Source organism: Shewanella sp. SW32, from assembly GCF_025653365.1.
GTDB classification, from domain to species: Bacteria; Pseudomonadota; Gammaproteobacteria; order Enterobacterales; family Shewanellaceae; genus Shewanella; species Shewanella oncorhynchi.
The window spans coordinates 79,072-102,142 of record NZ_JAKKSJ010000002.1 but is presented as its reverse complement, the minus strand read 5'-3'; the positions used below and the strand labels follow the sequence as shown (position 1 = coordinate 102,142).

General features: G+C 45.6%; 18 protein-coding genes and 1 tRNA gene. 11 read left to right on the top strand and 8 right to left on the bottom strand.

The features are described 5' to 3' along the window. Positions 1-127 precede the first annotated feature (127 nt). Positions 128-859, top strand: a complete 732-nt coding sequence (locus tag L5M28_RS01600) for an RluA family pseudouridine synthase (protein ID WP_263202232.1) — start codon at positions 128-130, stop codon at positions 857-859. Between the two features lie 66 nt (positions 860-925). Here the strand turns inward: L5M28_RS01600 and L5M28_RS01595 are convergent, their stop codons facing one another. The 4 genes from L5M28_RS01595 to L5M28_RS01580 form a co-directional block, all read right to left on the bottom strand. After that, positions 926-1,699 (bottom strand): substrate-binding periplasmic protein, encoded by a 774-nt coding sequence (locus L5M28_RS01595; protein WP_263202230.1) that lies wholly within the window; start codon positions 1,697-1,699, stop codon positions 926-928. Between the two features lie 216 nt (positions 1,700-1,915). Next, the gene (locus tag L5M28_RS01590; protein ID WP_263140021.1) at positions 1,916-3,004 is read right to left on the bottom strand and encodes a methyl-accepting chemotaxis protein; all 1,089 of its coding nucleotides are present in this window, start codon (positions 3,002-3,004) and stop codon (positions 1,916-1,918) included. Positions 3,005-3,269: 265 nt separating this feature from the next. Then, positions 3,270-4,643 (bottom strand): magnesium transporter, encoded by a 1,374-nt coding sequence (mgtE, locus tag L5M28_RS01585; protein WP_263202228.1) that lies wholly within the window; start codon positions 4,641-4,643, stop codon positions 3,270-3,272. A gap of 19 nt (positions 4,644-4,662) precedes the next feature. Continuing rightward, entirely contained in the window at positions 4,663-5,370 is a 708-nt protein-coding gene (locus tag L5M28_RS01580) for a hypothetical protein (RefSeq protein WP_263202226.1), read from the bottom strand. Positions 5,371-6,154: 784 nt separating this feature from the next. On the opposite strand from L5M28_RS01580, the gene L5M28_RS01575 reads away from it, so the two are divergent. Both L5M28_RS01575 and L5M28_RS01570 read left to right on the top strand, forming a co-directional pair. After that, the gene (locus L5M28_RS01575; RefSeq protein WP_263202224.1) at positions 6,155-7,345 is read left to right on the top strand and encodes an endonuclease/exonuclease/phosphatase family protein; all 1,191 of its coding nucleotides are present in this window, start codon (positions 6,155-6,157) and stop codon (positions 7,343-7,345) included. Positions 7,346-7,646: 301 nt separating this feature from the next. Continuing rightward, complete coding sequence (locus L5M28_RS01570) at positions 7,647-8,837, top strand: class I SAM-dependent rRNA methyltransferase (protein ID WP_263202222.1); 1,191 nt, start codon at positions 7,647-7,649, stop codon at positions 8,835-8,837. A gap of 197 nt (positions 8,838-9,034) precedes the next feature. On the opposite strand, the gene rpiA is transcribed toward L5M28_RS01570, so the two are convergent. Then, positions 9,035-9,697 (bottom strand): ribose-5-phosphate isomerase RpiA, encoded by a 663-nt coding sequence (gene rpiA, locus L5M28_RS01565; RefSeq protein ID WP_028761507.1) that lies wholly within the window; start codon positions 9,695-9,697, stop codon positions 9,035-9,037. A 250-nt stretch (positions 9,698-9,947) separates the two neighbouring features. Here rpiA and L5M28_RS01560 point away from each other — a divergent pair, with 250 nt between their 5' ends. Genes L5M28_RS01560 through L5M28_RS01545 form a run of 4 tightly spaced genes read left to right on the top strand, consistent with a single transcriptional unit; the run spans position 9,948 to position 12,988 of the window. After that, positions 9,948-10,880 (top strand): DUF808 domain-containing protein, encoded by a 933-nt coding sequence (locus tag L5M28_RS01560; RefSeq protein ID WP_105251669.1) that lies wholly within the window; start codon positions 9,948-9,950, stop codon positions 10,878-10,880. A 35-nt stretch (positions 10,881-10,915) separates the two neighbouring features. Continuing rightward, complete coding sequence (locus L5M28_RS01555) at positions 10,916-11,848, top strand: 3'-5' exonuclease (protein ID WP_263202221.1); 933 nt, start codon at positions 10,916-10,918, stop codon at positions 11,846-11,848. Further along, the gene (locus L5M28_RS01550) at positions 11,845-12,003 is read left to right on the top strand and encodes a hypothetical protein (protein WP_173497483.1); all 159 of its coding nucleotides are present in this window, start codon (positions 11,845-11,847) and stop codon (positions 12,001-12,003) included. The genes L5M28_RS01555 and L5M28_RS01550 overlap by 4 nt, the downstream gene beginning before the upstream one ends. Before the next feature lie 40 nt (positions 12,004-12,043). Then, entirely contained in the window at positions 12,044-12,988 is a 945-nt protein-coding gene (locus L5M28_RS01545) for a hypothetical protein (RefSeq protein WP_263202220.1), read from the top strand. A gap of 108 nt (positions 12,989-13,096) precedes the next feature. On the opposite strand, the gene L5M28_RS01540 is transcribed toward L5M28_RS01545, so the two are convergent. After that, entirely contained in the window at positions 13,097-13,435 is a 339-nt protein-coding gene (locus L5M28_RS01540; RefSeq protein WP_263178946.1) for a PBPRA1643 family SWIM/SEC-C metal-binding motif protein, read from the bottom strand. Positions 13,436-13,816: 381 nt separating this feature from the next. On the opposite strand from L5M28_RS01540, the gene L5M28_RS01535 reads away from it, so the two are divergent. From L5M28_RS01535 to L5M28_RS01525, 3 genes are all read left to right on the top strand, one after another. After that, positions 13,817-13,893, top strand: a tRNA-Trp gene (locus L5M28_RS01535). Positions 13,894-14,564: 671 nt separating this feature from the next. After that, complete coding sequence (locus tag L5M28_RS01530; protein WP_263202218.1) at positions 14,565-15,776, top strand: NnrS family protein; 1,212 nt, start codon at positions 14,565-14,567, stop codon at positions 15,774-15,776. Continuing rightward, positions 15,760-17,169, top strand: a complete 1,410-nt coding sequence (locus tag L5M28_RS01525; RefSeq protein WP_263202216.1) for an ammonia-forming cytochrome c nitrite reductase subunit c552 — start codon at positions 15,760-15,762, stop codon at positions 17,167-17,169. Before L5M28_RS01530 ends, L5M28_RS01525 begins: the two co-directional genes overlap by 17 nt. Positions 17,170-17,455: 286 nt before the next feature. Here L5M28_RS01525 and L5M28_RS01520 read toward each other — a convergent pair whose 3' ends face one another. Further along, a complete protein-coding gene (locus tag L5M28_RS01520) occupies positions 17,456-19,033 on the bottom strand; it encodes an ATP-binding cassette domain-containing protein (protein ID WP_263202214.1) in 1,578 nt (525 codons plus the stop codon). Continuing rightward, the gene (locus L5M28_RS01515) at positions 19,030-20,631 is read right to left on the bottom strand and encodes an ATP-binding cassette domain-containing protein (RefSeq protein WP_263202212.1); all 1,602 of its coding nucleotides are present in this window, start codon (positions 20,629-20,631) and stop codon (positions 19,030-19,032) included. Before L5M28_RS01515 ends, L5M28_RS01520 begins: the two co-directional genes overlap by 4 nt. 319 nt (positions 20,632-20,950) lie before the next feature. Here L5M28_RS01515 and L5M28_RS01510 point away from each other — a divergent pair, with 319 nt between their 5' ends. Continuing rightward, positions 20,951-23,068 carry a TonB-dependent receptor gene (locus L5M28_RS01510; protein WP_263202210.1) on the top strand — a complete coding sequence of 706 codons (2,118 nt, stop codon included), beginning with the start codon at positions 20,951-20,953 and terminating at the stop codon, positions 23,066-23,068. The last annotated feature ends 3 nt before the right edge of the window (positions 23,069-23,071 follow it).

The window sequence follows — 23,071 nt, the reverse complement described above, 5'->3', positions numbered from 1 at the left end:
TATGCGGCCTTATTATTTAGGCTATATCTGTTTTGCTAAGTTTATTAGTCTGTTTTACTGAATGGTTTAGCTTGTTGTGATCGCCCATTGATCTACTTTTCACCTACTTATGTTGCCTGAGAAAATTATGTCAGCGCCAGCCGATAGCCTTGCCAAAGTCGATACTTTTATTGCGCCGCCTTGCCTCGGGCAAATACGCGTGCTCTATCAAGATAGCGATATTCTACTGATTGATAAGCCGAGCGGATTATTGAGTCTGTCGGGAAAGAATCCGCTTAATCTCGACTCAGTGCATTATCGTTTAGTGCAGGATTTCCCGACGGCCACTTTGCTGCACAGGCTCGATTTTGGCACTTCCGGTATCATGCTGGTGGCGCTGAATAAAAGCGTGAATGGTTTGCTGACAAAACAGTTTCAGGCGCGCACGGTTGAAAAGTGTTATACCGCCTTGCTGCACGGGCATTTAGCCGCTGACAGCGGGGTGATTAATCTGCCGATCGCTAAAGATGTTGAGCATTTCCCACTGCAGAAGATCTGCCATAGCACAGGCAAAGTTGCGATCAGTGAATATCAGGTGCTGGAACGATTAACCGAACCTTTCGCCACGCGGGTCGAATTTATCCCTGTTTCTGGCCGAACCCATCAACTGCGGATCCACAGTCAGCAATTGGGTCACTCAATACTGGGGTGCGATCTCTACGGCGGCGTGGGTGAGTGCGTGACTGATAAGGCTGATGCAGATGAAGCTGATATCACTAATACGACGAGCAGCAGATTAATGCTGCATGCGACCTGCTTAGCGTTTAATCATCCTATCACGGGTGAGCGTATCGACTGGGTTTGTGAGTGTCCTTTTTAAGCGCTTTTAAAAGAGCAATAGAGTTTAGCTCTCAGCATTCAGCACTTAGAATTTAGATCAATGTGTTTAGTTGCTAAACCCGATACGTTCGGTTTGCATGGGCGGCGCATCGTTGGGGAGCCAAGTACGGTAAATCGTTGCGAAGGTGCCATCTGCTTTTATCGCTTCTAGGCTGTTTTTCCACTGTTCGATCACATCATTGGGCGTGCCTTGTGAGAAGGCAATGTAAAGATGATTAGCACTAATCGTGAAGAGTGACTCTACATCATCAATGCTCGCGCCTGCATCCGACAGAATACTCGGCGCGGTGAGATTGGCATTACACCAAAGATCGACACGTTGCTTCATCAATTGTTTTGCACTCAATAAGGGCTCGGATGAGGCCGCAACATTCGTAAATCCCAGTTCGAGCAATAGGCGTTCTTCCACCGAGGCACGATAGACACCAATTGCCTTAGCTGTCTTTGCATCCTCTATAGTGGTTATTTTTATACCGCTATTTTTTAAGGCATAAAAATTAGTCGTGCCGACAGCAACAGGCCCAATCATAGTAAACATTTGCTCCCTTTCTGCTGTGCGCGTCATAGTAAACAACACAGTATTAGGTTGCTCGGTCAGCATTTTCCAGCCGCGAGCCCAAGGTACGACCTTGATTGGCTCTGGGTTGTTTATGCGCTTTTGAATTTCTTGTACTACCTGTACAGCTAAACCATCGGGTTTGCCATCGACAGAAAAGCTGATTGGTGACCATTCTTCGGTATAGATGTTGAGCGGCTGCGCGCGAAGAGAAAATGCGCTGCTAAGGGTGAGTGATAGGAATAAACTTGTGACTAATTTCATTAATAACCCTAAAAATTAGAATGTTATAATTGAGTCTCACTGCTTGCTCTTGAAACGATTAAAGATGAAGGCTGTGCTCAAATCAAGTATAGCTAGGGGTTCATTTTCTAAGATTAAATTTACTATACCGTTTTGAACGATAAAAAAAGAGCGCGAGTATGGCGCTCTTAGGTAGGCTTATTTATGGGTGATAGCTTATCTTTCTGTGCCTATATATCACGCTCGATATACATCTCGCATAAGGTTATCAATGCAATGCACAACACGCATACTGGCGTCTTCCATTGAGTGCAGTTGTTTGACCATCTCAGGCAAATTACCTTTTTGTCTCGCATTGAGCGCTGCCTTTCCTGCCTCGTGTACCGCTTTATGTGGTGCATCTAATGCTTTGAAGTTACTTAAATGCTGATAATTCTCGGCACCAAATCCTTTGAAATACCATTGCCCTAGGCGGCACTCAGTGTGTGAGTTCACATTGTGGTTATGCTGTGGTTTTTCAATTAATTGATAAACGCTACTTTTCCAGACTGCGTGGTCGAGCTTAGTGGTATTCAAGAATGACGCTGTGGCTGCGTTATGGATAACGTGCTGCATTTGTTTTGAGCGTTGCAGGACATCTTCAACGACTTGGCCAATTTGGGTTGATGAGGTGGCTACATCAACGGCACTGCTTTGATTATTATGAACAATTTCTTTAATCTCAGCCGCTTGCGCGACGATTTGTTTCACGAGCTTTTCAATATGGCTACTGGCTTCATGGGCTTTGCTTGCAAGCTGGCGCACTTCATCGGCCACCACGGCAAACCCCCGTCCCGCTTCGCCTGCACGGGCGGCTTCAATGGCGGCGTTCAATGCCAGCAAGTTTGTTTGTTCTGAAATTCCTTGAATTGCCGCGACAAATTGATTGATTGAAGAGGTCGTAGCATCGAGTTCTGTGACAGCTTTCATGCTGTTCGATGCTTGATCATTAATATAAGTCGCTCTAGTGCCTAAATTGGCAATGGCCACACGGGTTTGGTCAAAAACGTGATTGAGTTCAGACAGTGATTCTTGTTCTGCTGAGAGTAATTCGGCACTGCTGGCTAAGCCTTCGCGCACGGCATTAAGCATATCTCCGCCTAGGTTTTGGCAGGCGATCACTTCAGTGTAGTGGTCTGCATTTTGGCGAGACTGTTGCTGCATGGTCTCATTTTCACGGATCATGCCACGCAGTTCATCTATTTCATTTTGGTGTTGGCGTTCTAGTTGGATGAGTCGCTCTTTAAGCGCCTGATTTTCAGCTTTGAGCTGGGAATTAAACCACATATAAAACCTCTCAAGTCGCTAGGACTATCACTATTGCTTATCGACTTACTGTGACTGGGCTCAGCGGTAAATACTGCAATGTTAATAAAAAGTAAAACGATTCAGGTATGGAAATATTAACTGATCTTTAAGCTTTATTCTTAATTTTTTTAAGGTTATTGAAGCTTTTATGCTTTGCCATAAATGGGTTAGTACTATCGAATGATAAGTGAACCACGCTAAGGTTAACTTAGCTTGGTTCACTTTGAGGTCTTAGGTCTTAGGCCTATGGCATTGGTAAGTCGAGCACCATAGTGGCGATACTGAAGTACACGATTACACCTATGATATCGGCGATGGAGGTGATGAGTGGCGCGCTCGCGGCCGCAGGATCCATCTTTAATTTGCTCAGTAAGAAAGGCAGAGACATACCAATCAAGCTGCCAATAATCACCACAATTTGCATTGTGAGTGCCACAACCAGTGCGATTTCAGGTCCGCCGCGCCAAAAGCCTAGCAAGGACACTGCCGCTGCCATGCTGGCTCCTAATAATCCGGCGACAAATAATTCACGCCCTAGCATAGATAACCAGTCTTTGATTTTAACTTCTCCAGTGGCTAGACCGCGTACCATTAAGGTGGCTGATTGCGAGCCTGCATTACCACCGCTATCGATAAGTAGTGGTAGGAAGAAGACTAAAGAGACATAACTGGCAATGGTGTCTTCGAAGAAGGCGATCCCCGCTCCCGAGAAAATATTACCAAAAACCAAGATTACCAGCCAAACCACGCGCTTACGGTAAAGTAAGCCTATGCTGGCTGTCTTGAGGTTATGGTCAATATTGCCGATGGCCGCAGTTTTTGTGAACTCAAGATCCGCCTGTGAGCTGGCGATATCCATAGCATCATCATAGGTGACGATACCGACGAGCTGACCTTTGCCATTGACTACTGGCAGCGCCATTAAGTCGTAATGGGCGATCATCTGCACCGCTTCTTCGCGAAAGGCATTGGCATCGAGCGCGACAGGATCGGGTTTCATAAAGTCGACCACTCGCTCGTGCGGCTGCGCCAGCAATAGCTGCCTTAAAGATACAGTTCCTATTAAGCGGCCTAACATATCCACCACATAGGTTTGATAAATCGTTTCTTTATCTGCCGCTTCAGTACGTAGGGTAGCGATGGCTTCTGCCGCAGTATGGCGGCTATTCAGTAATGTGTAATCCGAGGTCATGACCGCGCCGACTTTAGCTTTATCATAGGCGGCGAGGGTGCGCATATCTTCCCGTTTGGCCAATGCTAGCGCAGGTAAAATCGCCGCTTGCTGGGTTTCATCGAGCAGATTATAGAGGTCGGCACGTTCATCTGCTGCCATGTGAACCAGTAGCGCAGATAGCGTGGTTTTATCTAATTGCTGTACTAAGCTGGCTTGCAATTCATCGGTCAGATAGCGAAACAAATTGGCGCAAACCTTAGGTGAGGCCAGTTGCAATAATAGGACTTGTTGAGCTTGATTAAAGACGTTAAATACGGCTGCAATATCGGCAGGGTGGCGTTTTTCGGCTAATTCAGCCATGGCGCTGGCACTGCGTTGCTCGATAATCATTTGCAGGTTATGGATGATTTTTTTAGTGTTGTTTGTGCTGTTATTCATGTTCATAGTTCATTCTCTCAACGATCTAGTGACCAAAGTAAAAAGTGATGTCTGCGCCAAGTTGCAGCGCGTTGCCACGAAGGGCATTGCCTAAGCTCAATTCCAGCTGTAGCTGTTGTTGCGGTGTGTGTTGATAAGCGAACTGATAGGTAGTCTCGCTCAATTCTTTTTGATAAATCTCGGCTATCACGCGATGGTGACTACTGAGTTCATACGCTGCCGCGATACCCACAAGTAATTGGGTTGATTGATTAAATTCATGGGTAAAACCTAAATTGGCATAGAGACTGACATCAGAATCGCCTAAGGTTTTGCCAAAAATGCCGAAGACTTCGGTGGCTAATTCGTTACTGGCATCGAGGTTTTTCTGCAAGTTGATTACCAGTGCGCTGTGCCAATCATCCTGTTGCTGCTCTGGATCTGAGAGGGAGTTTACGTTGAGCGGCAGCTTAATGCCGACTTCAGCTTGCTCCCCACGATTATCGTCATTGGCATTGGACGCTAATCCTAAATGCCATTCCCATTGATTGCGGCTGCAAGTCGTGGCCGCGTTTAATTGTGGACGAGCATGATCCGACCTAGGTTGTTGCCAGCCCATTTCTAATTCACAGCGCTCTGCGAGGGCAGGATCATCCACTTCGAGATGGGATGCCGCCGCACTCATGCTGTAGTACAAGCTGATACTTGCGCAGGATAAAGATCGCAAAATTGATGTGTTGTTTATGTAAGCCATATTTAGGCTCCTCAGATGTAAACCCATAGATGTAAATCCATAGAGAAAACGAAGTCCACTGAGGCAAAAAACTTGCTTTGAGATGCAATAAATACACATAACTGAACCCCAGCAAAATGCTGGAATTGCTAAAGCGCAGCCATAGGCTCAGGCTTATTGTCTGTGATTGATATTTTGGGGGAGGCTGAGTGAAGAATGGTTCACACTACTACCCTGCTTAGCAGGTAGCAGCAAATATTGCGGGCTAGTGCTAGGCGTTAAATCCTGTCTTTTGGACAGGGCATCTACTGTCGCTTATGTGTGTGCCCACAGTGGGTCTCCGCAATGATTAAAGTCGCCACATTCTAAGGGACTGAAATGTAAAGTCAACCGCACATGTTATTACATATGTTTTTGTTTGAATTTACACTTTAAGTAAAAGTTAGTTTTATGATCATTCTTGGGCTTGCGTGATTTTGTTGGGAGTGCTGGTGGATTTGCGTGCCAATCATTGCTGTGTGATTGTTTGTTTTTTGGATGGTAGCGGTTAATTTTTGTTGTCGGATTTAACTCTGATATTGAATTGTGGTTTTTAACGGTATGACTTATTTCAGTAAGCTGTATTTGAGTCGCCAGAGATGAGTTAGCACTTTATCCATAATGGGGATTTGGCATTAGTGCACTTCGGGTATACCCTTGTCGTGCCTGCGGTGAGTCATTGTGCTCACTCAGATTAAGTCAGATTAAGTCAGATTAAGTCAGATTAAGATAGTTTGCTGTATTCAGATTTTGGGGGTATTAAGCTGTGGCACACAATATCGATGAGTTGGAATCAATGGCTGCACCTATCGATCATAAATGCACCGCGAATATCAAGATCGCCAGTATCAATCTGTTTAACTTTATTGAGCCGCCTTTGGCTTACTATGATTTTGAAAATATCTATAGCCATGGGCAATGGCAGAAAAAGTGTCAGTGGTTGAGTGAGTTTCTCGCACATCGCCAGCCCGATATTGTGGGATTTCAAGAAGTGTTTAGCCCTGAACCGCTCAAACGAATCGCTCGCGAGCAAGGTCTAGGGTATTTTGCGGTCGTTGATGAGCCAACTCTTATCAGTGATTACATTTATCGCAGCCCTGTGGTCGCGCTTGCCTCCCGGTATCCCATAGTGGAAATCAGCAGTGTCGAACCTGATGTGCGTTTAGTGGCAGCCATGGGATTATCGAGTGAATTTGCCTTTAGCCGTAAGGTGCTGCGCGCAACCGTTGAAGTGCCACACATCGGCAAGTGTGACTATTATGTGGTGCACTTTAAGTCAAAACGCGCCGGATTAGCACTTGAACCTAAGCTATTTGAACATCAACCTCTCGGACATCAGCCACTTAGTTTAGATAATTTAGCGCCCGCAGCGAGCATGAAACTGCATTCAGAAACCCAATTACTGACAGAGCAAGCCTTAGGCCGCTGGGCATCTACCATGCAGCGTGGCGCAGAAGCAGCATTATTATTCAATGGCATATTGGTACGCAGGCAAGAATCTAAACATCCCGTTATCGTGATGGGAGACTTTAATGACAGTCTGACAATGGGCGCCTTAGATGCGTTAACGATACAGGGCGAGAGTATCCACAGTAATGACATTAAAGCCGCTGGCCTTGGGCATTTATCGGATGCTGCATTAGCGGCGGTGTTTGCTCAGTATCAACTTAAGGATGCCTATGAGTTATTTATTGAAGCGAACTTGAGGGACAGTTTGACTGGCAATACCGCTTACCATAGGGAACACAGAGCGGCGACCCATTACTATGGTCCTAAAGGTTCAGTGCTGGATTATATTTTGCTTTCGAGTGAGTTTGATGCGAGCAATGGCCGCAGTTTAGCGCAAGTCGTAGATTATCAGACCTGCGATAGACACTTAGTCAGACCTGAATATGAACGCGACGCCTACAGTACTGACCATGCGCCCGTCATTGTTGAGTTAGCGCTACGTAGCTAAGTTCTCGTGTTTACTGATTAATTCGTTTTATTTCAATCATGTCAGTTGTCTTTATCGCGCAGACATCTTCTCGCTACGGTTTTGTTATCGTTGTTTCATTAACCATTCCAACATCATTTCGCATGAATATCATTCAGAATTAACCGTTAAAATAAGGTATGATCGGCCACCCGTGGATGATGGAAAATAAGCGCTGCGGCGTGTTCGGTACTCGCACTTAGGTGGCATTGGGTATATCATCCGTTTCCCATTTTTAGACAGCAGCCCTTTTTTAGTGGCGGCCCTATTTTTAAAGGCAACTATGGCTATCAGAATCAAACTTAAACCCGGCCGCGAGAAGTCACTCGAGCGTCGCCATCCTTGGGTATTTTCCAATGCTATTCATAACATTAAGGGAAAACCTGAAGCGGGTGAGACAGTCGATGTGGTCGCGCATGATGGTCATTGGTTAGGTCGTGGTGCTTGGTCGCCTGAGTCGCAAATTCAAGTGCGGATTTGGACTTTCAATCGCGAAGAAGAAATTGATCGCGCGTTTTTTGCCAGACGTTTACAGCGGGCGCAAATCGGCCGTAACGATTTAATCCGCGAGCAAGGCTTAACGGGTTACCGTTTAGTGGCTGCTGAGTCCGATGGTTTACCTGGGATCACCATCGACAGATATGCCAATGTGTTGGTGTGCCAGTTACTGAGCACAGGTGCTGATTTATGGCGCGATACCTTAGTCGAGCTATTGGCTGAGCAATATCCTGATTGCGCTATTTATGAGCGTTCCGATGTGGATTCCCGTAAGAAAGAAGGCCTGCTGCCAGTTACCGGTTTACTGCATGGCACTCTGCCAGAAATGCCAGTGATTATCGAAGAAAACGGCATCAAGATCGCCGTCGATGTGATTAAAGGCCATAAGACAGGTTTCTATCTCGATCAACGTGATAACCGCGCGATTGCCGCCCGTTTTGTCAAAGATAAATCGGTATTGAACTGTTTTTGCTACACGGGGACTTTTGGTCTGTACGCTGCGAAAGCAGGCGCTGCCAGTATTGAAAACGTCGATGTGTCTTCTTTAGCCTTGGCGACAGCGCGCCTCAATATGCAAGTGAACGGTTTGAGTGATGACAATGTGCATTACAACGAAGCCGATGTGTTCAAGTTGCTGCGCCAGTACCGTGATGAAGGCAAGACCTTTGATGTGATTGTGCTCGACCCGCCTAAGTTTGCCGATAACAAGGCGCAGTTAAACGGGGCTTGCCGTGGTTATAAAGACATCAACATGATTGCATTGCAGTTATTGAATCCGGGAGGCGTGTTATTGACCTTCTCTTGCTCAGGATTAATGCCTGCGGATCTGTTCCAAAAAATCGTGGCCGATGCCGCGCTCGATGCGAAACGTGAAATCCAGTTTATTGAACGCTTAAGCCAAGCGAGCGATCACCCTATCGGTAGCGCCTTCCCAGAAGGATTCTACTTAAAAGGTCTAGTCGCCAGAGCTTGGTAAGCCAAGCGTTTGATATAAGCTGTCTGCGATGGGCAGCTGAGTCAGATAACATTGAACTATAAAAAAGAGCTATAAAAAGAACCATAAAAAATGCCAGCCCTTTGAAAAAGTGGCTGGCATTTTTACAGCGTATTTTTTACTGTGCATTTTTACAATCAGCAGCCTTGTGACTGCGATGGATTCTTTAAACGCAGAACTTATTTGGCGGTAAAGGTTTTTACGCCATCAGGGGTGCCAACGAGTAACACATCCGCACCGCGTTTGGCAAACAGACCGTTAGTCACTACACCGACTATCTCATTGATCTGACTTTCTAATTCTTTTGGATTAAGGATCTTAAGATTGTATACATCGAGGATCACGTTGCCGTTATCGGTCACAACGCCTTCACGGTACACAGGATCGCCGCCAAGTTTAACGAGTTGACGCGCCACATAAGATCGTGCCATCGGAATGACTTCTACGGGTAGTGGAAATTCGCCTAGTATGTCGACTTGCTTAGTGTTATCCACGATACAGATAAACTTCTCAGCCACTGCCGCGACAATTTTCTCGCGAGTTAATGCAGCGCCGCCGCCTTTAATCATATCCATACGGTCGTTGATTTCATCGGCTCCGTCCACATAGACAGATAAACGATCGACGCTGTTTAAGTCATAAACGGGAATACCCAGCGCTTTCATTTTCTGAGTTGATGCCTCAGAGCTAGAGACTGCACCTTCGATATCGGCTTTCATGGTCGCCAGTGCATCGATAAAGTGATTCACAGTCGAACCCGTACCAACACCAACAATGCTGTCTTTTTCAACGTACTTAAGTGCGGCCCAACCGGCAGCTTTTTTCATTTCATCTTGAGTCATGTTGACATCCTGTAACGGCAAATGAGTAAAAATTCTGGGCTTAGTATACTCTTTTCCGATAAATAATGTGGCGCAATTCCACCGTGGGTGTGATCTAGATTGCTGGCATTTTCACATTAGCAAGCAGTCCCAATAACGTAAGTAACTTAAGCAGTTAAGTTGGAAAGCATTTCGCTATACGCAACTAATCTAACTAAGCTACTATGGCAAAAGCAGAATGGTTTATAGATGATTTGTAGAGGGATTTAGCATGGCAGGCGCGAGTTTATTAACCTTACTCGACGATATCGCATCGATTTTGGATGACGTAGCGGTAATGAGTAAAGTGGCGGCAAAGAAAACAGCGGGTGTATTGGGGGATGATTTAGCCCTCAATGCCCAGCAAGTGACGGGCGTAAGCGCCGATCGTGAATTACCCGTCGTGTGGGCGGTGGCCAAGGGATCATTCCGTAATAAGTTGATTTTAGTGCCAGCAGCAATGCTTATCAGCGCTTTTATTCCCTGGGCTGTCACCCCTTTATTAATGTTTGGTGGACTGTTTTTATGCTACGAAGGGTTTGAAAAACTGCATCACAGCTATAGCCATAGAAAAGGCCAGCAACAACACGAAACCCAAGTAGAGAATGAGTTACCTGAGATTAAAGATTTCGCCGCCTACGAGGCCGAAAAAGTCAAAGGGGCGATTCGTACCGACTTTGTGTTATCGGCGGAAATTATTGCCATTACCCTTGGTATCGTGGCGGACAAATCCCTATCGACACAGTTTTTTACGTTAGCTGTCATTGGGATAGTCATGACCATAGGCGTGTATGGCTTAGTGGCGGCAATTGTGAAAATGGATGATGCGGGTTTGTACTTGAGTCAACGTGAAGGCGCCTCTGTATTAACTCAAATGAACCGTAAATTAGGTTTTGGTTTATTGAGCGCAGCTCCCGTATTAATGAAAAGTTTAACGATTATTGGCACGGCAGCCATGTTTATGGTGGGTGGTGGGATTTTAACTCATGGCCTACACCTAGTCGGCGAGCAAATCCACCATGCTGAACAAGCGGTTGCTGCCATTGGTGTTGTTGGACCTGTGTTTGCTGTGCTGACGCCAAGTATTCTTAATGGCTTATTTGGTGTCGTTGCTGGCGCTGTTGCACTTATTGCGATGACAGGAATACAGAAATTGCGTAGTTAACTAGCTGCGCGCATCAACCATCAAGGATGAGCACAATGAAGTTAATGAAGTACTGTGTCTCCCCGAGTAAGCTGGCTTGGTTACGTAAAGAGTTTGGCAAAGATGCCGATGGGTTAATGGCGGCAATGGATGCTGCTGGCACGGCTTATCTTGATAACCTCAATGCCTCGACCGAGCCGCTGAAAAGTGAGCGGGTATCGGCCGAGGCTGAAAATGCGATTAAAGCTAAAACTCAGCTTCAAGCGCAGCGTCAGTGGGCATATTTGTGGCTGCAGCAACGTATCGCTTTGACTACACGTATTGATGATATTGAACTTGCAGCGTTAGCTGCTTTTGAATTTCAACATGTCCGCATCGAGGTAGTTGAGCCGTCGGAGTTTAATGCAGTATTAGCACTATTACAGGCTGAGCAAGTCTTAGGTTTTGATACTGAAACCCGTGCAAGCTTTGAGCGCGGCGTGCAACATCCCTTGAGTCTTATTCAAATCGCGACAGTGGATACCTGTTATTTATTTCAGCATGCCATTTTGGGTGAGCAATTCACCCAGTTAAAAGCCTTATTAGAAGATGAAACCATACTCAAAGTCGGGGTTGGTTTACGCAGTGATGCACACGCTCTCAGGCGGCAATGGGGCATTAATGTCGCCTCAACATTAGATTTAAATTGGGCACTGGCTCAACTTGGAGCGGAGAAGGAAATGGGGACGCGCCAATTAGTTGCGGCGCTTTTGGGTGTACGTATCGACAAACCTAAAAAAGTCACCTTATCGAATTGGCAGCACGTGCCTTTATCCAGTGCGCAAATTCATTATGCCGCCGCCGATGTTTTGGCCGCACTCAAATGCTTCAACGCGCTAATCACTCAACTGACACCCTTTTATCATGCATCAAGTGCCGCAAAAGCCGCATTATTAATTCCTTCAAGTTTGATAGTGCCATTGGCGAAATATTTTAAGGATGCAGAATGAAACATAAAACCCAAGATGCCGCAAAAGTTAAAATCATGCCATTACATTCGGATGCGAGCTCGCAAGGCACCAGTACTTTAGGTTTGATTTACCGCGTACTTGGCATGTTGCTTCTGTTAAGTGTTATCACTTTTGGGATTAATGCTTGGGCATAGATAGCGGTATTGCCAGCAGTCGAAAATAAAGGACAACACTATGTTAGATGCTATTTGTGAACTCGAAACAGAGGATCATTTAATTGCGAGAACGACTTATAGTGTTTTTAAGTTTCAACAATTACCCGATGAGGATATCGAGCGTTTGCGGCAATGGTTAATTTGCCCCGCCTGCGGTGGTAAAGCATATTTCCGTAAATCCTCAAAAGACGGTAAAGCCGCTTGTTTTGGCTCGCGATATCACCAAGCCGATTGCATTGAATTTAAACCTTCAGCACAAAAGTCCCGTGAGGAGCAAGATGCCATTGAAGTGCAGCAACAGCTGGTGGACGCCGATGCCTTAATGATCGACTTTAGCCGTAAACCTCGTCGCCATTCACCTGCAAACAAAGTTTCGACTGCACAGGTATTAACCAGCAAGACTGAGCCAACGCCTAAATTGTCCTCTATGCCTGAGCCATCGAAAGTGTCTATTGCATCGTCAGTGGATGATCGAATACAAGAGTCGAAAACAGGCTACCAAGTTAACACCGCTGAACATACCACTGAAAAACGAGTGCCCAGCCAAGGGCTCGAAAAGTTACTCCACAGTTTATTGCGCGGCACAGATTTGGCGAAATCGGATCTCTGGGTATACACAGACGCTGAGCGAAAATACCGTTGGCGGGCGAAGAACCTGTTTGTCAATTTTGCCGATGCGGACCCAAGCGACAATAAACCCCACATGTATTGGGGCACGATATCCCACACTGACCCGACGATGAGCTGGCTTAACCCCGCCGACAGTAAAGATATCGGCATTCCTATCGATGGGATAAAGCAACCATTATTAGCGCAATTTGAAATAGAAGATAAACGCTGCTTTGAAGGCGCTGGTTTAATTTTATTTGGGAAATGTTTTTGGAATAAAGAAAAGACCCGCAAAATTATTCAGCTATGGAATAACGATTTGCAGCGGATTTTTATCTCAAAGTTGGAAGATTAATTGGCTTTGGGGAGAGAAACTAAAAAGAGGGGGGAGAAAAGGGGCGATTCCCGACGCACAAAAGCGTTACAGCAAAAGTCCCTATCTATATCACGCTGATGAAAGCGCTTACTTGCCGCAGCACTTCTTGAATTTTTGACCGCTACCACAAGCGCAAGGCTCGTTACGATTCGGTTTTTTCTCGAAAGTCGTGGTCTTAGGCTTATTTAATAAACCGTCTAATTCAACAATATCTTCAGCGACGTCGGCATTGACTTCGATATTGGCGAACAGCTGGTGTTCGGCAACAATCGCGGCAACTTCGAGTTTACGCGCTTCGTCGGCAACAATTAATTGTAATGGTAATGCTTCTGTACCCGGTTTAGCGGCACGCTTAGTGTTGTAGCCATAGCTTTCGTGCTTCGGCTTGGGGGTTTTACGACCCTTGAAGAAAAATTTGTCAGACATGAGTGGTTCCGTCGAGCTGTGTATGAAATTGACGATGCTTATACTATAAAACGCCGATTTTATAAATCGAACTCAGATCTTTTTTCGATAAATGCGCGTCTTTAACCCTTAAGCACCTCAAAATGGCCGAAACGGCACACTTATTCGACGTCATCAAACTGATTTGTTGTGGGATCATTTAGTCTAGTTACCTTTAATCTATGGGCTTTAAACTAAGTATCTACTACGCCATTAAGCTAATATGCGATGGCTTTTTAATCTCAGTGGCAGTTAAATCAACAGCAATAGCCTAACTTGTTTGAAAAACCTTCAGTTAATGAGTTTTGCCATAAAAAGTACTTTACCTTTGGAAGTGCTTTTAGCATAATGCCCCACGTCAACAGGGGTGTAGTTCCAATTGGTAGAACAGCGGTCTCCAAAACCGATGGTTGCGGGTTCGAGTCCTGCCACCCCTGCCAAATAAAACAACGGCTTGCATAGAAATATGCGAGCCGTTTTATTTTGTGTAGCATAAAGCGTAAAAAATGATTTTGCTTGGATTGAATAACTCGCCATTTTTTAACGCTACCCATTGTCGGTACTATTTCCATTTTTTTGTCGTAACCCTCCACATAACTGCGACTTATAGGCTATTTACTGTCAATGCTTGTTAATCAAATAGGTTGTTGGCGAAGTCACTAATCCGCCAGTTTCTAGCCTGATAATCGATGCTAAAGCGAGTTACCACATAATCATCTGCAACTGTTATCGCCGTTATGAATTGAGCTGCCTGTGCTATCAAAGTCTTGGCTGTGTTCGAAATAAGATAGGCCAATCAAAGCCACGGTTATTTAAATCAAAACGGTATTTCTCCCATCTAAAATTTACCAACGTGTGACTGTTTGTGCCGTTACCTGTGTAAAAGTCTGCATTGAACCTTTGTCCGTCATGAGCCCGTAGTACATTGATCAAGCCTATTAGCCGTCAGAAATGAGTATTCCACGACACTTTATTTTTTGTTCATCTTTGGGATCTTAGTTCCAAAATCTAAGATTTAGTTTGAATTGAAGGTCATAACAGCACAATATAAGGGTCATATTGAATGCATCTTAAGTGTGTTCATCATCGTTCTGCTACTCGGCTAACAACTATGCTAAATATTGATGATCCTACACAAACCGAACGTACTCACGCGTTATGGCGCTTAGGCTTTAGACCTTTTTTCCTTGGGGGAGCAATATTAGCTGAGCTATATATCCCTTTGTGGCTATTAACTTGGTTTACTCCCCAATATAGCTTTTTCCCTACATCCTTTTGGAGTCAAATATTGCCGCTATGGTGGCATCCACATGAAATGTTGTTCGGTTTCGCTATGGCAATTGTGTGTGGATTTTTGCTGACAGCCGTTCAAAATTGGACCAACCAACCCACATTAAAGGGATGGCCACTCGCATTGACCTTTAGCTGCTGGTTACTGGCACGATTATTACTCTTACTCCCAATGCAAGTTCCGCTCATTTTGCCTGCCTTGTTTGATTCATTGTTCCTTGGTATGGCAAGCCTTACTTTATGGCGCTGCATTTATAAGGTGAAGCAATGGCGCAATATTGGTTTTCCGATCATGTTGTTTGCCGCACTCGTGATTAACAATGTCAGCTATTACGCTTTATTTGAACGCGACTTTATTCTTGCCAACCAGATCTGGCAGGCGATGTTATGGTGGTTAGCCTTACTTATCACAATAGTCGGTGGGCGTGTGATTCCATTTTTTACCGCGATGCGCATTAAGGCCACTAAACCAGATCCCTTAACTTGGATTGAATACCCGCTGATCCTGACGATGATCTTGCTCGTCATTCAATCACTCATCCACCTTATACCTCTGGAAGTCGAGCGAGGCTTACTGCTCATTGCGGGGCTCTTGCAGCTGGTCCGATTTGCACGCTGGTTACCCCATAAAACACTGAAAGAACCTATGCTGTGGTCCTTGCATCTTGCCTATTTAATGTTGCCACTCAGCCTGTTAGCCATGAGTTGGTATCTCGATAATGAATATGCCTATCGCAGTTTGCTTCACCTATTTGCTATTGGTTGTATGGCTACCCTGTGTCTTTCGATGATATCCAGAGTGTCACTCGGGCACACAAGTCGAAATATTTATGAGGGCCCTAAGATGATCTTGGCATTTATTTGCCTACCGTTAGCGGCACTGCTCAGGGCACTGATGCCCATCTGGTTTCCGGCCCACACCCAAGTCTGGTTATGGTTGGCTGGCAGTTGCTGGTTTATCGCATTTGCACTGTTTGTATGGCATTACTTGCCGATACTCTCTCGCCCCCGTATCGATGGGCGCCCAGGTTAATATTGATGTTAGGACAAAAGGATACAAAGTGAAAATTTATTTAAAAACAGTTACATTGCTAAAAATGATTTGCTTGCTCGTCATAACTATATGTACATCTGTAGCGGCTTCCGATACTAGCAATCAACAAAAATATCCTAACCAATATCAATCTTGGCAAGCCACCTCTGAACAAGTTGAACGCGAGGATATGCTCGCCAATTATCCCGCCAGCATCATACTCTGGGCAGGATCTTCCTATGCCAAAGAGTACCATAGCCCACGTGGACACCATTTTGCCGTTGCTGATGTGACGCATACTTTACGTACGGGTGTCCCCCCTAAAGCAGGAGAGAAAGGATTATCCGCCAGTTGTTGGACCTGCAAGACACCGGATGCCCCTAGATTGATTGAACAACTGGGATTTGAAGGATACTCCGCTAAAAACTTTACCGATCTGGGCAAAGAGATCCAAAGCGTAGTGTATTGCAGTGATTGCCATGAATCTGGCACTAATAAGTTAACTTTACCTCGTCCTCATGCCCAAGAGGCTATGGCTAAAATTCACCTGCCATTCGATAAACAAGATACCAATATGCAAGGTGCGCAGGTATGTGGTCAATGTCATGTCACTTACTATTTCCGTCCGGAAAAAAGTAATGTTGTAAATATTCCTTGGATTTTTGGCAGCACCGCCGATGATATTGAAAAATATTATGACACTCGCCGCTTCTTCGAATGGATCCATCCTCTTTCGAAAACGCCCATACTCAAAGCACGTCATCCTGAGTTTGAACACTGGAGTCGCAGTAAACATGCCGAAGTCGGTGTCACTTGCATTACCTGCCATATGCCTACCCAGCAGGATGCAAAAGGTGTTGAATTTACTAGCCATAAAGTTGATAAAGCCTTACCGCATTTTGATAACAGTTGCAGTGGCTGCCATAGCAGTAAAACCAAAATTGAAACCAAGCTCGCGGACAATAAATTAACGATTGAGACCAAAGCTCGCGAAGTTGAAGCTCTGCTCGTCAAAGCCCACTATGAAGCCAAAGCGGCATGGGATGCAGGTGCTAAATGGGAGAATATGAATGAGCCAATTATGGCGATACGACACAGTCAGTGGCGCTGGGACTTTGCCATGTCTTCACATGGTTTGTATGCACATAATCCACAAGAAGGTAAGCAGCTTTTAGATAAAGCCATCGAACAAGCGAACGAAGCACGTCATCTGCTCGCTGGAATATTGAAGCAACTTAACGTTACTCAAGTTAGCTATCCAGATATCAGTACTAAGGAAAAAGCCCATCAAGCGATAGGGTTAATTGAATCGGATTTAATCAAAGAAAAACAAAAGTTTATTGAAGAGGATGTTAATAAAAATTGGCACCCTGTCGCAAAATATGGTTACTAGTTTATTAACGGGTAGCTGATAATTTGAGGGATTTTAAAGCTCAAAAACGAGAGGAAGCTCGAGTATTTATGCTTTGATTCAGTGAGCGTTATGCCAACAAGGCTTGGTCGGTTCTACAGCAATGCTCATCTTCCTTTGCACGAGCAATAACTGCAGTCGAAATGATTCATGTCATTTCGGCTGCAGTACATAACTCATTGAGATGTTGGTCTGTAACGACAAATTAATCACTGTAATCTGTGTCAGATATCTGTAATTCAGTTTTTTAATGCGCAGAAAGCCGATCTTACTTTGAGGAAAATGATGGATGAAATTCTATTATCTTGGTTGGCTGCCAAAGTGATTGGTTTCGGTGCGAAACTAAAACCAATGTACAACTCTGTTCGCAAATAGCCTTGGCTACGTGCTTTTCTGTCTCCTCATCCAATGCCGAGGTGGCCTCATCCATTATCAGAATCGGCGCATTTTTGATAAGCGCGCGTGCTAAGGCAAGCCTTTGGCGTTCCCCTCCCGATAACCCTGCGCCTTGCAGGCCGACTTCTTGGTAAATGCCCAGTTCTGATCTGTCTAATACTTCATCCAAGGCCATTTGACGTGCCGTTTTATCTACGGCTTGATCGTCGGCATCAGGGTTACCAATACGAATGTTACTGGCAATGGTGCCGGTAAAGATGAGTGGATCCTGTGGCACATAGGCGAAAAAGCGGGCAAGTTCAGCGGCGGGGATTGACGTGAGTGACACCTTGCCCAAAGTGATCAGGCCTAGAGTGGGATCATCAAAGCGCATCAATAACTTAAGTAAGCTGGTTTTACCTGAACCGCTCGGGCCACAAATCAGCACGCGTTCACCTGGCTCGATAGTGGCATTGATATTTTGCACCGCAGGGGGAAATGTTACGTTATTCAATTCGATTGTATGATTGTTCGGTGTCTTTTGTTGCGCTTGGCTTGGCTCTTTGAGCGTTGGCGCATGAGTCGCTTGTCGATAGTGTTTAATAGCCGCTAACTGATCATTAATGCTTATTGCCGCCACGGCGAGAGTTTCAAGTGGCGCCGCCGCGCGCATGGTCAACATCAAAACAGCGAGCAGCATTGTCGTATTGTTTATACCGGATAGCACCAGATAGAGTGCCATGCCTGCAATAGGTAAAAAGCTGGCGATAGCCGACAGTAATGTTGCTATAGCTGCGGCGCGATTAGTTCGTTCCAGTGCGATTTCTTGTGTTTGCCAGTTTTGCTCCACCCGTGTTGTTGCGCCGCTATATCCTGCTGCTGTGCGCAGTAACTCTAAGTGGTCGATCAGTTCAAGGGTTGACTGATCTGCTGCTAATTCAGTGTTGTTTCGGTCCATATCTGCGCGGGCAAGGGCTCGTTGCACCATACTCTGAATCACAAATGACACGAGCAACAAGCTAGCCAACATCAGTACCAGTGGTATGCCACCGATCAATCCTATGCCAAAGGTAATGCAGAGCGGAATAAGCGGTGCATTAATAAATACCTGAAATTGATGTGCCGGAATACTCATAAAGCCAGGAATGCTCCGAGAGACAGTTTCTATGAGTAGTGTCCTGACACTCGGTGTAAACCAAGAGAGTTTAGCTTGTTGCATGGTCGTGCCTAATGCACTGTAGAGCGCATTGGCCAGCCTTGCGCCAGCCCAAAAACCTGAACGCGAAGCCAGTATTGTGGTGAGTATGGTTATTGCGGCAATCGATAGCAGTTTTTGCGGTGATTGCTGCTGAGTCATGGCTAAAGCCAGTTGAATGTAGCATGCCGCTTCCAATATGGCCGCCACAGCCCAACCGCAGGCAACAGGTATTAAGTGCTTTATGGCTGCGTAATCTTGGGGACGATTTATCATTGGCCTTCTCCTTCCCTGTGATGATGTTTGAGTGCGAGCTTGTCATCCGCCAGCTCGGCAAGCGTTAAGTCATGGGTGACCATCACAATCGTTTTGTGGTTTGTTTTTGCGTGATGGCGTAGTGCTGTGAACACGTTAAACGCCGTTTCGCTGTCTAGGGCCGATGTGGGTTCATCAAGCAATATCACCCTAGCGGGTGAAAGAAACACACGGGCAAGGTTGACGCGCTGTATTTCACCGCCAGACAGTGTGCTTGCATGAGTAGTTAAGGATTTATCCAATTGCGCGCAGTGTAATGCTGCTAAGTAATCGTCATCCGTGGCACAAGGTGCGGTGAGCGCGAGATTGTCGGCGATGGAGGTTGCCAGTAGTCCCGCACTTTGCGGTAATAGCATGATCGCGCGATTAATCGAGGCTTCATCCATCTCTTTGAGTGCCATACCAGCGAGTCGAATATCTCCGGCATGTAGCGGCTCCATGCCAGCTAATAAGCGCAGTAATGTGGATTTGCCAACACCACTGATCCCTGTAACTGCCGTCACTCTGTCAGATCTAAATTGATAGTTAATGGGCACAGATTGATTGCTTGTAGACAGTGAAGGCACAACATTCGTGAGGGTGAGCGGCATAGGTGTATTAAGCTCAATATTGCCGTTACCAACAGGAACTCTCGATTGCTCAAGAAAATCCGTTAGCCGCTGAGCGGCAGCGCGACCCGTGGCAAGATAATCAAGCCCATGCCCGAGCTTTAGGGCTGGCGTGACTATGGCCAGACTGAAGAACAAGGCTGCAGCAAGGTTTTCAGGGGGCCATTCATACCCGATGGCATAGACAATGGCAAAAGTACAGACAGCCTGTAGTAGTGATGTGGCCACGGCGACTGAAGTGGATACCTTGCTTACCCGCTCAAGAATATCCCCAATAAAATGTGTCGTTGCCTTTTGGTAATCGGCCATAGCACCAGTTTGTGCGCCATAAATGCGAAATACAGGCGCACCACGGGCGTAGTCATCTACTGCTGCAGTGATATTTCCCATCACATTGACTCGTGCTTCCCCCTGTTTTGCTGCAAGCCTTGGGATCACCACCAAATAGAAAAGCGCTGCGACTAGACCTGGGATAAGGGCAAGTAATGCCACTAAGCCCGCGCTTAAGATCAGCAAGCCGATAGTGATGGCAGGGACAATAATAAAGGTCGCTAGCTCAGAGGGTAAATGCGCGATCATATGATGCAATGACGCTATGTCATCGACCATTAATCGCTTTAACTTTTCGCCCTTATATTTTGCCAAAGTACTTGGTGGCAGCCTGACAAGATGCGCTGCAACCTGACGCCTTAATCTTCCAGAAAATTGCGCCTCAGCATTGTGATTAATCCAAGAGGCGCTACCAGAAAGCAGTGCCGACAATATCCAAAATATGAGCGCACCCGCTAACCAAAATGAATGATGTCCAGCAATAAGCTGTATTACGCACCAGAGTGCACTTAGTGCCATCACGCCGGTACCAGCCGCTAGTAATGTTCCGAAAGTGAGTGCGGGAATCGCCGGACGTAGGGCGAAGGCTAATGTTGAAGTGGGACTGAAAAGTCGCTGCATTTTAATGTTCACCTAAAAAATCGAAGTGGAACAGGCTGGGCTTCGATCTGGAAAGTGTGATTAACACAAGGCCAATGAAGCGATGAAGTCTTGATATTGCAGAGTAAAAAATAGTCTGAGTGCCAGAGTTTATGGGCAAATGAACATCCACGAGCCAAATTCCTTGTTTCATAAAAATTGAACCGCCATGAGATGGCGACCATATTAAGCGGTCATTTTTATTTATCAACAAAGTGTTGATAAATGTTTTGAACGGCGATAATATAATTGATAACTATTCTCATTGGCAACAAATCTTTCGTATAAGGAGTTATTACACATGCCCCGATTTGGTAAGTTTTACCCACAATCAAAGTGGGTTATCGGTTCTCTTGCGCTGGGGCTTAGCGCTATTTCCGGCTCAACTATTGCTGACAGTGGAACTGCTCCGGATAAGCAATCCAAGCAACAAGATGCAGCGGGAAATATTGAAGTCATCACAGTTTACGGTCAGAAAATCGAGCGCACGCTGAAGGAAACGGCTAGCTCAGTGACAGTGATCACTGAAGAACAGTTGAGGAAAAATGCCGACCAATCAACGATTTCTGAAATTCTCGGCGGTACGCCAAACTTAATTTATGCCGGAAATACCGATGCGCCCATTATCCGCGGAACAGATACTAAAGGGCCTGTTGCAGCGGGTAATGCCTACTTATCTAAGCCTGTGCCTGGGGCAACTATCAGTGTTGATGGTAAATATCTGAGCCCCGCAGAACTGGATTTAGGTGCCGCAGGCGTGTGGGATGTGTCGTCTATTGAAGTTTACCGTGGTCCGCAAACGACCAGTCAAGGAGCCAACAGTATTGCTGGCGCTGTAGTGATCCATACCCATAACCCCACTTATACGCCAGAATTTGCAGCACAAGCACTTTATGGCAGTCGGAATAAGCAGCGTTTTTCGGTTATGGCGTCCGGTGCGCTCAGTAATGACTTTGCCGCAAGAATTAGCGCAGATTACAGTGCTAGAGATACCTTTGTTGATTACGTTAACCCAGATTTTACTGCCCATGATTTGGATTTTGAGTTTAAAAACCAAAATCTACGGGCGAAGTTGCTATGGGAACCCGAAAAATACAGCAACTTTTCCGCCATGCTGACTTATTCCTCCACTGAGGCTAAACGTCCCAGAAACGAGGTGGTATCAGAACCCTATGATGACTTAGAAAATCGTTCAATTTTTCAGGACAATCAAGAAGTCAGCAATCATGTTGGAATTTTTGATCTTGAATATGTGTTCGACAATGGGATGAAGTTGCATAACCAACTGCAGTATTCAGAAGGGCAGTTTGATTATCGGTTCGCAGCACCTTATCAAGGGATCGCAAAACGAGATAATGAAAACTTTTCGAATGATATAAGGCTGAACTTTGGTGACAAGAGTTCAGAGTTTAGTGGGGTTGCCGGTGTCTTCTACTGGGATGATAAAACCAATAACAAGCTGAACAACGTATTTGGTAATGCCGACGCCGATCTGAGGCATACCAGTTTTGCCCCCTACGGTGAAGTCATATGGCGCTTCTCACCTAAGTGGGCATTCACCAGCGCTCTTCGTTATCAGTCTGATGAAATTAGCCACGATGGTATTGCCAGCTACATCCCAGGTGTGCGCCATCAATATGAAGAAACGTTTACGGCTTTATTACCTAAGGTTGCCCTGTCCTATGATCTGACAGATAACGTCTTAGTCGGCGCTATGATCAGTGAAGGTAACATTCCAGGGGGCACAGGTATTAACTTCCGCGGCGGCGAATATTATACCTTTGATGCCGAATCGGCATGGAACTATGAACTTTTTACCCGTATCGATCTGCTTGAACAACGCTTAATCATAAATAGCAATCTCTTCTACACCCGCTTTAAGGATTCACAACGTTCAGTTACTGACTACCTCGATGGACGTCCCTTTGGTTCTGTCATTATTAATGCCGATGAAGCGCAAAGCTATGGGATTGAATTAGATTGGAACTTTAAAGTGGTCGATAGTTTTAGCCTATATGGTGGGCTGGGTTTACTTGAAACTGAGATAAGTGAATTTAATGACTACCGTGGCGAGGAGTTTGTCGGCAACGAGTTTAGTAAAGCGCCAGGATATATGTTCAATCTTGGGTTTGACTATGCGATCACAGACGCCTTTAAAGTGAGCGGTGATGTGCGTCATACGGATGGATACTTTTCAACGGATACCAATGAGCCTGAGTTAAGAGTGGGGTCTTACACAACGGTAAACCTGAATTCTTCCTATCAAATCAATCAATATTTTGAAGCCTTTGTTTATGCACGCAATTTACTGGATGAACGTGCTCCTGTGGCAAAAATGGCTGACAGAAGTACCGGAGGCGTGGATGCATATTTACTTGAACCACGAGAAATAGGCGTGGGCGTTAGGGCGAAGTTTTAGCGG

Bases quoted from the DNA above. Each gene is read 5' to 3' on its own strand.
- L5M28_RS01600 (WP_263202232.1), top strand. From the start codon at position 128: ATGTCAGCGCCAGCCGATAGCCTTGCCAAAGTCGATACTTTTATTGCG.
- L5M28_RS01595 (WP_263202230.1), bottom strand. From the start codon at position 1,699: ATGAAATTAGTCACAAGTTTATTCCTATCACTCACCCTTAGCAGCGCA.
- L5M28_RS01590 (WP_263140021.1), bottom strand. From the start codon at position 3,004: ATGTGGTTTAATTCCCAGCTCAAAGCTGAAAATCAGGCGCTTAAAGAG.
- mgtE (WP_263202228.1), bottom strand. From the start codon at position 4,643: ATGAACATGAATAACAGCACAAACAACACTAAAAAAATCATCCATAAC.
- L5M28_RS01580 (WP_263202226.1), bottom strand. From the start codon at position 5,370: ATGGCTTACATAAACAACACATCAATTTTGCGATCTTTATCCTGCGCA.
- L5M28_RS01570 (WP_263202222.1), top strand. From the start codon at position 7,647: ATGGCTATCAGAATCAAACTTAAACCCGGCCGCGAGAAGTCACTCGAG.
- rpiA (WP_028761507.1), bottom strand. From the start codon at position 9,697: ATGACTCAAGATGAAATGAAAAAAGCTGCCGGTTGGGCCGCACTTAAG.
- L5M28_RS01560 (WP_105251669.1), top strand. From the start codon at position 9,948: ATGGCAGGCGCGAGTTTATTAACCTTACTCGACGATATCGCATCGATT.
- L5M28_RS01555 (WP_263202221.1), top strand. From the start codon at position 10,916: ATGAAGTTAATGAAGTACTGTGTCTCCCCGAGTAAGCTGGCTTGGTTA.
- L5M28_RS01550 (WP_173497483.1), top strand. From the start codon at position 11,845: ATGAAACATAAAACCCAAGATGCCGCAAAAGTTAAAATCATGCCATTA.
- L5M28_RS01545 (WP_263202220.1), top strand. From the start codon at position 12,044: ATGTTAGATGCTATTTGTGAACTCGAAACAGAGGATCATTTAATTGCG.
- L5M28_RS01540 (WP_263178946.1), bottom strand. From the start codon at position 13,435: ATGTCTGACAAATTTTTCTTCAAGGGTCGTAAAACCCCCAAGCCGAAG.
- L5M28_RS01530 (WP_263202218.1), top strand. From the start codon at position 14,565: ATGCTAAATATTGATGATCCTACACAAACCGAACGTACTCACGCGTTA.
- L5M28_RS01525 (WP_263202216.1), top strand. From the start codon at position 15,760: ATGGGCGCCCAGGTTAATATTGATGTTAGGACAAAAGGATACAAAGTG.
- L5M28_RS01520 (WP_263202214.1), bottom strand. From the start codon at position 19,033: ATGATAAATCGTCCCCAAGATTACGCAGCCATAAAGCACTTAATACCT.
- L5M28_RS01515 (WP_263202212.1), bottom strand. From the start codon at position 20,631: ATGCAGCGACTTTTCAGTCCCACTTCAACATTAGCCTTCGCCCTACGT.
- L5M28_RS01510 (WP_263202210.1), top strand. From the start codon at position 20,951: ATGCCCCGATTTGGTAAGTTTTACCCACAATCAAAGTGGGTTATCGGT.